We start from the raw sequence: 11,542 nt of genomic DNA, 5'->3' as shown, positions 1-11,542 counted from the left end.
TAGTCAATTTTGAAATTATAAAATATATATGTGGTTAAGCAGAAAATGGCACTCATTAAAATACCGATACTTAGTCAATATTTAAATACAACTACAGATTGAGACTAATTAAATATACTAAAAGTTCTAAACTCCCGTTGGTCAGACAACGAACTTTCTTAACGTATATTTAAACGTCACAATCTAAGTTGTATAGTAAAATATCAACAAAAAAGTATCTAACATTTTAATGAGCGCCATTTTTTAGTTTAGGGTGGTGTAGAAGTATATAAATCAAAATAACATATACTGTATAAAGGGATTAAAATATAAGGGGGGTTGGAAGAATGGAGGAGAAAAAAGATAATGGTTTGTATAAGGTAAGGAAGATTAGGCTTGTAATGTTTAATATATTTGCTTGTTTCGTTGGTGTTACGGCAATTACTGGTATAAAATCTTATGATAGGTATGTTCCGCCATTTTTGATTGCTATTTTAGCTATAACAGGAAGCATTATGCTAATTTTAAGCATTATAATTTTAATTATGAAAAATAAATAATCCTCTAAAAGTCTTTGTATTTTGTAAGCGGTTAATAACTCGTCATATTGACAATTATTAACCGCTTTTCTGTCACTCTTTTTTCTTCATGTAGAATTTATACGTCTAGTAAAACGGGAGCATATCAATTATGAGGATTCTTTTTTTTAAAAACTTACTATGGCAAGGTTTCTTGTAAGAGACTCATTAATTTGGTGGTATTGTTATGCAACTTTTTCTGATACAAACTTTAACGATATCCTTTTCAACAAATTTGTAAGCTAATGGCTTATCTGTAAGAGGGTGTGTTCCAAAATTCTGTGTATGAGCAAAAACTTCACATAATAAGGTTACACCTGTAATTTTAAATTCATCACCTTCATTAGCATCTTCTCGATCAATTACACATTGGAAAGGAATATCATCTATAATTTCTTTATCTTGTTCAAGGCCATTATCTAAAACCGCAGTATAGTTGATAGTTCTGCGGATAAAACCAGTTATAATAACATTCTCAGGGCATACATTTTCGATTTTAGCATGGACTATATTTTTATGACTAATAGGTGTATCTCTTAGTGCAGGTGGAACTAGCTGGGTACTTCCATCTACAATAACTTGGCAACAAGATTGTGGGTTAGAGACAAGAGTAGGACAAGACGTAACTTTAAGTGGTCTCATCATTTCATTATCTTCATGTTCTACAAGGTGACAATGCCATACATATCCAGGACCAAAGGTAGGATCAAATGGAAATAAATTCACTCCTGGCTTAACTTTTTTAGGATTGGCATCTTGTGGTGCAAATCGAAGTGTAAGTCTGGTTACTTGTCCCGGAAGCATTATTACAGTATCTTTCCATCCACGTTCATTCAAAGGTGGATCAATAGGATTACCCTCAAGGAAAGGTTCAACAGGTAGTGGTATTGTTGGGTGCTCAAGAGGAGGTTCTCCATTAAGTTTGATCCATTCTTCACTGTATTTTACATTATCAAAGTTCTGACGGTTTGCAATTTGAAACTGTATTAAATGTACATGGATGGGATGTGCACCACTAGTTAGATTCACAATTTCCCACTCAACTGTTGATCCTACTATAGGTAATTCTGAAATAGGGGCTCCCCATATCTGTCCATCTAGCAATAATTCAATGGCACCGTTTGGTCCACGTACCACATTTAGGGTTAAGATCTTTTTCGGCACATCTGGAGTTAATACAGGGATTTTATTCAATTTTGTCGGAAGTTTATTTGGTGGAACTACTGGTGTATCAAGTACAGTGAACTGCATAATTTGTCCAACGGTATCTGGATCGGGTGAAATACCATTTGGGAAAGGTGCATTAGCATCATTAGTCATAATGAGAGTTGTTTTGGGTTCTAACACTGAAAAATCAATCAAGATGTCAGCACGCTCTGCTGGTGCAATCAGTAGCTCAGTCAATGTAACGGGGAAAGGTAGAAAACCTCCGTCAGAACCAATTTGAATAAAGGATTGATTATTTGAAAGCTTTAGGTTGTAGGTTCTGGTATTTGATCCGTTAAGAATTCTAAATCGGTATTGTCTACGTTCCACATTTAAATTAGGCCATACTTTTCCATTGACAACGATAGTATTTCCTACAAAGGCTGGTCTCCAATAAGGATGAATATCAGGGTTTACACCATTACTAGGATACAATAAGGAGCCATCTTTATTGAATGAACGGTCTTGAATAACTATAGGAATCTCATATGGACCACTTGGAAGAAGTGGAGATATTTTATCATTCGGATCTTTTATTAAATAAAATCCAGCAAGGCCTCCATATATGCCAAGTCGTGTAGTTCCTAGGGCATGATCATGATACCAAAGGGTAGTTGCCTCCTGTGTGTTGGGATAGGTATAACGAGACTTAAAAAATTCTGGTCCCTTTTTTTCCTCTCCAGCTGTAAACCAGGCATCTGGATGACCGTCAGAATCAGATCTAACCTCTGCTCCGTGCAAATGGGTAACAAGGGGAACTGGGCTTTGTGCTAAAGGGTATCCTGGAGGAAATGGTAGAAATGGTGGTGTTGGTGTTGGTATACTATTAGGATTTGCCCAATGTAATGTAGGATCTACTGCAAATAAATTTGGTTCAGTAATATTATTTACCCACTGAACATTGACTGGTATATCTCTAACTGCTTCAAAGGTAGCACCTGGTGTACTACGGAAACAAGAAATTTCATCTGTCCACGTATCTTCAACAGTACCTTCATATCCCCAGACGGTTGTCTTTGGAAACGAAGGAGGTAGCATTTGTTGCATAAATTCAGTCATACTAATTGTATAGTTATGACTGATATCTTTCCCTGTAATTGGATCTTTTACAATGATAGGTTTAAATACAGGTGGAATAAGTAATTGATTGACATATTTAGGGATACATTTTGGATCTAATGGTTTTGTCATATCTATAGCCTCCTTTTTTATAAAAATATTTTAAAAGTAAATTTTTTTCCTCTAATTTATATTTTATGAAATTTGGAACAAAATGTGTTTTTTATATATTAAAATTAAAAATTAATGTTAAAGAGGAAATAGAATAGAAAATGGAGAAAGTCTATATTAGAGATATTGATAGTATAGATATGATTTTCTATGGAAATTGGTGTAGTAATGGGGATGGTTTGTAGATATGATATGGTTTAAAGAAAAGGTTAAACAATTTTATATTGTTACAATTCTTATAGTCTTATGGCAGATAGGGTCTTATCTGAATTTATGGAATAAATATATAATTCCTTATCCTAGAGATGTTTTAAATGTTATGTTTGAAATGATTAGGAATGGAGAATTAATTAAAAATGTTTCGGTAAGTATAATAAGAGTATTAATAGGGTTTTTAATATCGTTTATGTTAGCTTTTCCTCTAGCAGTATTTTTAGGAATAAAAAAAGGTGCACATAAGCACCTAAAATTAATATTAGAATTTTTAAGGCATGTTCCGCCATTGTCACTTATTCCTATGCTAATACTGTGGTTTGGAATAGGAGAAATCTCAAAAATAATAATAATTGTGCTTGCATCTTTTTTTCCTATATTTTTAAATGTTTTAAATGGAATTACTAGTTGTGATAAAAAACTATTAGAGGTAGGAGATTGTTTTGGATTCAATAGCAGAGAAAAGTTTTTTAAAATTATATTACCAAATGCTACTTTAGATATTTTTATTGGTATGAAAATAGGTTTTGGGTACAGCTGGAGGGCTATAATAGGAGCTGAATTAATTGCAGCATCTTCTGGGCTAGGGTATATGATATTGGATGCACAGCAGCTTTCAAGATCCGATAAGGTTATAGTGGGAATATTGGCTATAGGAATAATGGGATGTTTAACTGATTATTTGTTTATAAATAAAGTAAAAGTAAAGGGTGGTGAAGAGAATAGCTGGAGTTAAATTAGAGGGGGTAGCTAAGGAATATTCGTTAAATAAAAGAAATTTCCAAGTGTTAAAGGACATAAATTTAAATATTCCAGATGAAAGTATTACAGTAATTCTAGGGAAAAGTGGATGTGGAAAAACTACTCTTTTACGACTTATAGGTGGGCTTGAGGAATGTACATATGGAAAAATTAAAATATTAGCAGGTGAATATAACTTAAAAAAACCAAAAGTAGGTATTATATTTCAAGAAAGTAGATTAATGCCATGGCTAACTGTTAAGGAAAATATAAACTTTCCATTAAAAAATAAAAATCATGAAAACTTTCTAGTACAAAAATATTTAAAACTTATGGGGCTTGAAGAGTTTAAAGATGCATATCCAAACCAGATATCTGGAGGGATGGCCCAAAGAGTAGCTATTGCAAGAACTCTTGTTTATGATCCAGATGTTATTTTAATGGATGAGCCTTTTGCGTCTTTGGATTATTTTACTAGAAAAAATCTTCAAGAGGAAATTATAAAAGTATTTTTGACTAGTAAAAAGAACATAATATTCATAACACACAATATAGATGAAGCTGTATATCTAGGGCAAAAAATATTGATATTAGATAATGGAATTATAAGAAAAGAATATTCTTTAAAAAACTATGAATATCCAAGAAATTTATTTTTACCTCAGTTGAGTGAAATAAAAAAAGATATTTTAAATGTTTTATGTAATTCTTTAGCCTAAAATTTTATTTAATATACAGGGGGGGGATTTTGATGAAAATCAAAAAAAACAAATTTTTATTCAAAATGATTTTATGTACTATATCCATTGCTGTATTTATAACAGGATGCAGTAGTGTTAACGGTATTGATAAAATAGCGTTAACATATGTAAAGGCACCTTTAAATGTTCCTTCTATAGTTCAAAAGGATAAGGGCTTGTTCCAAAAAGAATTTGAAAAGGATAAAATAGAGGTTGAATTTTCTACTATAACTTCTGGTCCTCAGCAGACACAAGCTTTAGCAGCAGGAGAAATTGATTTTTTAAATGCAGTTGGAGGAACATCTGTTATATTAGCAGCAGCAAATGGAGTTGACTTAAAGGTTATAAGTACATATTCTCGTGCAGCAAAAGCTTTTATGATAATTACAAATTCTGAACAAATTAAATCACCTAAGGATTTAAAAGGCAAAAAAATTGGAGGACCTAAGGGAACAATTCTTCATCAACTACTTATGACTTCTTTAGATAAGAACGGTCTAAACAGTGATGATGTTGAGTTTATATCAATGAATATACCAGATGCATTATCAGCACTTAGTAATAATCAAATAGATGCAGCACTATTAGCAGGACCAGCAGCTTTAAAAGCTATAAAAGGTAGAGCTAAAGTAGTTACAACTGGAGAAAATTTAATTGATGGTACTATTGTAGTTGCAGCTAGTGATAAAATAATAAAAGAGCATCCAGAAATTGTGGAGAAATTTTTAAAGGTTCAAAAAAATAGCATTGAATATATAGAGAATAATTTAGAAGAGTCTTTTAATATAACTTCACAGGAAACTGGACTTTCAAAAGAAGATGTAAAACAGATGTATAACTGGTATGATTTTAATCCTGAAATAAAGGATTCGGATATAGATGGACTTAAAAAAACTCAAGAATTTTTACTACAAAGTGGTATGCTTGAAAAGAAAATAGATATTGATAATATAATTATGAAATAAATAGAATATTTTTCAAAAACATTGATAATAAAAAAGAGTAGTATATGGCATAGTTCTTACCTTCTGTTATTTATTTGTGTGGTAGTTTTTATTTAACATAAAGGTATGAATTATGCTATATTTAGTTTTAGAAGGTATTTTCGATTAGAATTTAAGAAAACTAAATTTGTTTATTTAATGCATTTTGCTATAAAAAGCATGAATATGAAAAAATATGCAAAATTACTGAATTAAATGATAAAATGAAATTATTAAGAATGTAATAGTTAAAGGGGTAATTTTTATGAAATATAGGATTATAAAAAAGTATGATTTAAAAATACATACAATGATTTCTTTATGTGTTTGTATATTTATAAACGTAATAAGGCATATGTATAGTGTGAGAGAAGCTTATTCAGTAGGAATTATAGGAGGAGCTGATGGACCAACAGCTATATATTTATGTGGATCAGACAATGTATCACATTCTCTTATGACGGGGATATTAATTATTAACAAATTCTCTTTTATACCTATATTTATAATTTTAGTTTTATTGTATAAGCCTGTTAAATATATTATAGAAAAAATAAAGGTGGGGTAGAATGAATAAGAGAAATAGACATGTGTATTTTATACTTATAATTATTGTTGTAATAATGGGGCTTATGTCTAGAAAATTAGACAGTATACCACCTTTTCTTAAAACATATCTTCCAGATACATTATGGGGTCTGATGGTGTTTTTTCTAATGGGATTTATATTTAATAAATATAGTACACTAAAGATTACTATATATTCTTTGATATTTAGTTATTGTATAGAAATAAGCCAACTATATCATGGGGAATTTATAGATAGTATAAGAGGAACTACACTTGGAGGATTGGTTTTAGGATTTGGATTTTTGTGGTCAGATTTAATTTGTTATAGTGTTGGAATTTTGATTGGATATTTATTGGATAAGTATTATATGTACAAAAGAGGAGGAAAAATATGATTACAAATAAATTGAAAGCAGGAGATGAAATAAGAGTCATTGCGCCAGCTAGAAGTCTAGGAATAATAGATGAAAGTACTAGAAATATAGCTAATAAATGTCTAGAAAAGATGGGGCTTAAGGTTACGTTTTCTAAAAATTGTGAGGAAATCGATGAATTTAGTTCTTCTTCAATACAATCTCGAGTAGATGATTTACATGAAGCTTTTTTAGATGATAATGTAAAAGGGATACTCACTGTTATAGGAGGATTTAATTCAAATCAATTATTAGATTATATAGACTATGATATTATAAAAAACAATCCTAAAATAATTTGTGGGTACTCGGATATAACTATTTTGTCTAATACTATTTACAAGATGACAGATTTAGTAACATACTCAGGACCACATTATTCTACTTTTGGAATGGAAAAAGGGATAGAATACACTATGGATTATTTTAAAAAGTGCTTGATGAGTGAGGAAGAATTTGAATTAATACCTTCTAAAAACTGGAGTGATGATATGTGGTTTTTAGATCAGGACAATAGAAAATTTTATGAAAACAAAGGGTATATAACTATAAATAAAGGAAGTGCTAAAGGCAAGATTGTAGGAGGAAATCTTTGTACTCTTAATTTGCTTCAAGGAACAAAATATATGCCTGATTTAAAAGATAAGATTGTGTTTATAGAAGATACATCTTCAAGTTTTCCTGAAGAATTTGATAGAGATTTACAATCATTAATTCATCAACCGGATTTTGATAAAGTAAAAGGAATTGTAATAGGAAGATTTCAATTAGGATCTCAAATGACTACGGAGAAGCTAATGAAAATAATAAAAACAAAGAAAGAATTAAATAATATACCAGTGATTGCAGGTGTTGACTTTGGACATACAACGCCTCACATAACATTTCCTATAGGTGGAGAGGTAGAAATATTAGCAAATGATGATTGCAACAAGATTATAATAACTAAGCATTAGATTGATTAAAAGGGGGATTAACATGCATAGATTAAGTTATAAAGATATGATGTACTTAAAAGAGATGGGGCTATATTCTTATGGATACGCTTATATACTTAGATACTTATTAGAAGATGAATATGAAGGTATAAAGAAGATTGAGGATATAAAAGAGCAGGTTGAAAAAGTTCTTGAAATTTTAAATAATAGAAAACAACTGCCTCAGGAATATAAGGATTTTGTTGATAACTATAATGGGTTTAGTGGAGTATTAATACCTAAAGAAGAAATAATGTGTGATTAAAATTATATTTATAGCTTTAAATAAAAAGAATCTTCAATTGAAGATTCTTTTTATTTACTGAGATATCCATTAGAATAAAGCTAATTTTAACTAAACTATAGCTTTCTTATTATTTTTCATCTCTAGATTTTTAAAAACATAATTTATATAGGATTTATAAATTTCTTTTTCGTATTCGAAACTTTCGTTTTTAACAACGGCTTTCTTGCTATTATATTCATATAACTCAATAGATAAAATCGCTGTTGGGCAATTTAAGCAATAAGCTACATTACATAAATAGTGCTCTTGCTTTGAGACTGATTGGTTATAAGAATATTGATTTAAGAAGCTACTTATCTTAATATCATCCTCTGTACTTAAAACACTTTCTAATTCATGAATGAATACTTCTCCTTGTTCTTTAGGTAAATTAAATATAGGCAAAATTTGTCTATATGTATTACATTGGTGACAGTAGGATTTATCTTTTAATTTCATCCCACATAACCAAGCACCTATAATAATGCCTAAATAATCTATAGAATTCAATATATAAAGTCCAGTGACACTTGTTACAGAAAATATTTCTTTATGCTTAAGACTAAATGACATCGGTGTGCTCTCTATCATATATCTTTTGAAATTTAGAAATGTCATTTGTCCATAACCCTCTACTTCAAATTCACTAATATGTGCTCCTTTGTCTAATGAATAGATTGTATTGTAAGTTTCAGGATCAACGGATGTAAATAAATATACAATATATTCAATAGATATCATACTGATGATAGCTATAATAATAGCGAATACCATACGTAATGGTGTTAAATAAACATTGCTTTTCTCCATTCCTTTAAAATATCCTGTTGTACTTATATAACCAATGGCAATAGCACCAGCTGGTACAATCATTAAAACACCAAAATGTAAGATATCAAAATTTGCAAATATTTGTATACATACTGCTAAAGCTATGCTCGCAATTAATGAAATTAAGCCTAGTATAAATCGCATGATTACCTCCTAAAATGTGTATTTTATTTCCAAAAAACATTATACATAATAAATTAAGTAAAATAAAGGAAGAAATGTAATGGAAAAGTAAAAATAGGAAAAAAGAAACAGTTTTATATAAATATTAATAAGACTAAATACTAATTTAGCTTACTTGGATAAATAAATTATTTGATGTATAATAAATGTAAGTACTTACTAACAAAACGGAGGTCTGATATGGAAAGTAGAACATCTAAAACAAGAAAAAAAATATTGGAAGCTGCTATTGAGGAGTTTGCTCAAAAGGGGTTTTCAGCTACGACGACTTTAGAAATAGCTCAAAGAGCACAAGTTGCAGAAGTGACTTTATTCAGGCATTTTCCTAAAAAGAAAGATATTTTGCATTTTGCAGTTTTGGATTTTGTTGATGTGTTTACAGGGAATTTTGCGTTTAATAGTTTAAAGGTAATAGTAGATCATAATAAACATAAACCTATAAAAGAAATACTAAAGCTTATAATCTTAGATAGAAGAGAATTTCTTCAAGAATATTTTCCCTATATAAAAGTTATTTTTCAAGAGATGCAGTTTGATGAAGAAGTTAGAACAATTTATTTAGAAAAAATAGCTAAGCAGGTAAGCCTATTATTCAGTGAACTTTTCAGTGAAATAAAAGAAAGAGAAAAAATTAAAAACATAGATTCGTTTATATTAATGAGATCATTCATAGGTATGGCTTTTATGATGATTATGCAGAGATATTTTATACCTAGTGAGAATAAGTTTGAGGATTTTGATAAAGAAATAGATATTGTTGTAGATATATTTTTAAATGGAATTTTGGACAAATAAAATATTAGGGGGGATTAAATTGAGAAGGTTAAAAGTTTTGAGTATATTATTAATATTATTCAGTATAACTGGGTGTTCTAAGGATACAAGTTTGGTTTATACGGGAACATTAGAAGCGACGGAGGTTGATCTTAATAGCGAAGTATCATCAACTGTTAAAAATGTTTTTGTAGATGAGGGGAGTAGTGTAAAAAAAGGAGATAAAATACTTCAAATTGATGATGCTTCTCTTTTGATTAAATTAAATCAGGCAAATGCCCAACTTAATGCTTCTAAGGCAGATTTTGAAGATGTATCAAACGGTTCAAGAAATGAGGAAATAAAAAAAGCTCAAGCTAATTTAGAAAGTATAGATGCTCTTTTAAGTGGAGCTAAAAGTGAGTATGAATATGTACGTGATAATTATAATGATTTAAAAAGTCTTTATGAGCAAGATGCTGTTAGTAAAAAAGAATTAGATGGAGCTAAAACTTCTATGGATAAAGCTTATTCTAATTTTCAAAATGTACAAAAACAGTATGAATCAGCAAAATCAAGCGTTGATCTTGTGTTAAGTGGTTCTACGAGTGAAAAAATTAAAAAGGCAAAAGCTCAAGTAGACTATATGAAGGCAAATGTTGATTTATTAAATTATCAGTTGTCAAAGGCTACTATATACTCTCCTATTGACGGTGTTATTCAAAATATTAATTACGATGAAGGAGAACTTGTGTTAAATGGAGCTAATGTAGCTAATATAATTAATTTAACAGATAGATGGGTTAAAATATATATTCCTCAAAAACAACTAAATAAAGTGAGTTTGAATCAAGAGGTAAATATAAAAGCAGATTATTTGAAGGATAAAAAGCTGACGGGTAAAATCGTGTATATATCATCTAAAGCAGAATTTACTCCAAAAAATGTTGAGTCAAAGGAAAGCAAAGAAGAGATGGTATTTGAGGTTAAGGTTAAAATAGATGATCAGTCAAATTTATTAAAACCAGGTATGCTAGTAGATATAGATTTAGAAGGTGATTTAAATGGAAAATAATTTAGTTATTGATGTTAAAAACCTTTCAAAATTATTTAATGACTTTAAGGCTGTAGATGATATAAGTCTTCAAATAGAAAAAGGAAAAATATATGGTCTCTTAGGTCCTAATGGATGTGGAAAGTCAACAACCATAAGGATGTTATGTGGTGTAATAACTCCATCAGATGGAAGTGGAAGTGTACTGGGGCTTGATGTTGTGAATGAATCGGAAAAAATAAAGCAACATATAGGATATATGTCACAAAAATTTAGTTTGTATGAGGATTTGACAGTGTATGAGAACTTAGACTTTTATGCAAGTATTTATACAATATCTAGTAGTGTTAAAAACAAAAGAATTGATGAATTAATAAAAATGGCAGGACTTAAAGGAAAAGAAAAAGTTATCACAAAGAATTTATCAGGGGGGTGGAAGCAAAGGTTAGCACTAGGATGTTCTCTAATACACAAACCAGAACTTTTAATACTAGATGAACCGACTTCTGCAGTAGATCCTGTATCTAGAAGGATATTTTGGGAACTTATTCATAAACTTTCTAATCAAGGTATAACAATTATAGTTACAACTCATTATATGGATGAGGCACAAAGCTGTGATGAGATAGCGTTTATGTTCTCTGGGAAAGTAATAGCAAAGGGTACACCAGTAGAATTGATAAAAGAGAGAAATTGCAGTAATTTAGAATCGGTATTCATAAGTTATGTTGAAGAACGAACTGGAGAAAAAATACGTTCGTCATTTGAAGAGATGAAATTCATACAAAAAAGAGAAGGTGAATAG

13 protein-coding genes are annotated in these 11,542 nt (G+C 29.9%); 11 read left to right on the top strand and 2 right to left on the bottom strand.

The genetic code is table 11. The annotated features are described in order from the left end of the window. Positions 1–326: 326 nt before the first annotated feature. Positions 327–539: a hypothetical protein gene (locus P4S50_RS10550; RefSeq protein ID WP_277730751.1), complete on the top strand. Its 213-nt coding sequence runs from the start codon at positions 327–329 to the stop codon at positions 537–539. A 186-nt stretch (positions 540–725) separates the two neighbouring features. Here the strand turns inward: P4S50_RS10550 and P4S50_RS10545 are convergent, their stop codons facing one another. Further along, the gene (locus P4S50_RS10545) at positions 726–2,954 is read right to left on the bottom strand and encodes a multicopper oxidase family protein (RefSeq protein ID WP_319023182.1); all 2,229 of its coding nucleotides are present in this window, start codon (positions 2,952–2,954) and stop codon (positions 726–728) included. Between the two features lie 226 nt (positions 2,955–3,180). Here P4S50_RS10545 and P4S50_RS10540 point away from each other — a divergent pair, with 226 nt between their 5' ends. The 7 genes from P4S50_RS10540 to P4S50_RS10510 all read left to right on the top strand — a co-directional run bounded on the left by P4S50_RS10540 (position 3,181) and on the right by P4S50_RS10510 (position 7,895). Then, positions 3,181–3,942, top strand: a complete 762-nt coding sequence (locus tag P4S50_RS10540; RefSeq protein ID WP_277730750.1) for an ABC transporter permease — start codon at positions 3,181–3,183, stop codon at positions 3,940–3,942. After that, positions 3,920–4,666 carry an ABC transporter ATP-binding protein gene (locus P4S50_RS10535; RefSeq protein WP_277730749.1) on the top strand — a complete coding sequence of 249 codons (747 nt, stop codon included), beginning with the start codon at positions 3,920–3,922 and terminating at the stop codon, positions 4,664–4,666. Before P4S50_RS10540 ends, P4S50_RS10535 begins: the two co-directional genes overlap by 23 nt. 32 nt (positions 4,667–4,698) lie before the next feature. Then, positions 4,699–5,652 carry an ABC transporter substrate-binding protein gene (locus P4S50_RS10530; protein ID WP_277730748.1) on the top strand — a complete coding sequence of 318 codons (954 nt, stop codon included), beginning with the start codon at positions 4,699–4,701 and terminating at the stop codon, positions 5,650–5,652. Between the two features lie 283 nt (positions 5,653–5,935). Next, entirely contained in the window at positions 5,936–6,238 is a 303-nt protein-coding gene (locus P4S50_RS10525; RefSeq protein WP_277730747.1) for a sodium ion-translocating decarboxylase subunit beta, read from the top strand. 1 nt (position 6,239) lies between these two features. Continuing rightward, positions 6,240–6,635, top strand: a complete 396-nt coding sequence (locus P4S50_RS10520; protein WP_277730746.1) for a ribosomal maturation YjgA family protein — start codon at positions 6,240–6,242, stop codon at positions 6,633–6,635. Next, positions 6,632–7,609, top strand: a complete 978-nt coding sequence (locus P4S50_RS10515) for a S66 family peptidase (protein WP_277730745.1) — start codon at positions 6,632–6,634, stop codon at positions 7,607–7,609. The genes P4S50_RS10520 and P4S50_RS10515 overlap by 4 nt, the downstream gene beginning before the upstream one ends. 22 nt (positions 7,610–7,631) lie before the next feature. Then, positions 7,632–7,895 (top strand): hypothetical protein, encoded by a 264-nt coding sequence (locus tag P4S50_RS10510; RefSeq protein ID WP_277730744.1) that lies wholly within the window; start codon positions 7,632–7,634, stop codon positions 7,893–7,895. Between the two features lie 90 nt (positions 7,896–7,985). On the opposite strand, the gene P4S50_RS10505 is transcribed toward P4S50_RS10510, so the two are convergent. Continuing rightward, a complete protein-coding gene (locus tag P4S50_RS10505; RefSeq protein ID WP_277730743.1) occupies positions 7,986–8,891 on the bottom strand; it encodes a hypothetical protein in 906 nt (301 codons plus the stop codon). Positions 8,892–9,110: 219 nt separating this feature from the next. Between P4S50_RS10505 and P4S50_RS10500 the strand changes: the two genes are divergently transcribed. From P4S50_RS10500 to P4S50_RS10490, 3 genes are read left to right on the top strand one after another with little or no spacing between them, the layout of a single operon-like run. Continuing rightward, the gene (locus P4S50_RS10500; RefSeq protein ID WP_277730742.1) at positions 9,111–9,725 is read left to right on the top strand and encodes a TetR/AcrR family transcriptional regulator; all 615 of its coding nucleotides are present in this window, start codon (positions 9,111–9,113) and stop codon (positions 9,723–9,725) included. 19 nt (positions 9,726–9,744) lie between these two features. Beyond that, positions 9,745–10,758, top strand: a complete 1,014-nt coding sequence (locus P4S50_RS10495) for an HlyD family secretion protein (RefSeq protein ID WP_277730741.1) — start codon at positions 9,745–9,747, stop codon at positions 10,756–10,758. Continuing rightward, complete coding sequence (locus tag P4S50_RS10490) at positions 10,748–11,542, top strand: ABC transporter ATP-binding protein (RefSeq protein ID WP_277730740.1); 795 nt, start codon at positions 10,748–10,750, stop codon at positions 11,540–11,542. Before P4S50_RS10495 ends, P4S50_RS10490 begins: the two co-directional genes overlap by 11 nt.

The sequence above is a fragment of the Tepidibacter hydrothermalis genome (assembly GCF_029542625.1).
Lineage (GTDB): Bacteria > Bacillota > Clostridia > Peptostreptococcales > Peptostreptococcaceae > Tepidibacter_A > Tepidibacter_A hydrothermalis.
Note: the sequence above shows the minus strand (reverse complement) of the source record. Positions and strands in the feature narration are given on the sequence as shown.

Excerpts from the sequence above, each read along its gene's own strand:
- P4S50_RS10550 (WP_277730751.1), top strand. The coding sequence starts at position 327 with ATGGAGGAGAAAAAAGATAATGGTTTGTATAAGGTAAGGAAGATTAGG.
- P4S50_RS10545 (WP_319023182.1), bottom strand. The coding sequence starts at position 2,954 with ATGACAAAACCATTAGATCCAAAATGTATCCCTAAATATGTCAATCAA.
- P4S50_RS10540 (WP_277730750.1), top strand. The coding sequence starts at position 3,181 with ATGATATGGTTTAAAGAAAAGGTTAAACAATTTTATATTGTTACAATT.
- P4S50_RS10530 (WP_277730748.1), top strand. The coding sequence starts at position 4,699 with ATGAAAATCAAAAAAAACAAATTTTTATTCAAAATGATTTTATGTACT.
- P4S50_RS10525 (WP_277730747.1), top strand. The coding sequence starts at position 5,936 with ATGAAATATAGGATTATAAAAAAGTATGATTTAAAAATACATACAATG.
- P4S50_RS10520 (WP_277730746.1), top strand. The coding sequence starts at position 6,240 with ATGAATAAGAGAAATAGACATGTGTATTTTATACTTATAATTATTGTT.
- P4S50_RS10515 (WP_277730745.1), top strand. The coding sequence starts at position 6,632 with ATGATTACAAATAAATTGAAAGCAGGAGATGAAATAAGAGTCATTGCG.
- P4S50_RS10510 (WP_277730744.1), top strand. The coding sequence starts at position 7,632 with ATGCATAGATTAAGTTATAAAGATATGATGTACTTAAAAGAGATGGGG.
- P4S50_RS10505 (WP_277730743.1), bottom strand. The coding sequence starts at position 8,891 with ATGCGATTTATACTAGGCTTAATTTCATTAATTGCGAGCATAGCTTTA.
- P4S50_RS10500 (WP_277730742.1), top strand. The coding sequence starts at position 9,111 with ATGGAAAGTAGAACATCTAAAACAAGAAAAAAAATATTGGAAGCTGCT.
- P4S50_RS10490 (WP_277730740.1), top strand. The coding sequence starts at position 10,748 with ATGGAAAATAATTTAGTTATTGATGTTAAAAACCTTTCAAAATTATTT.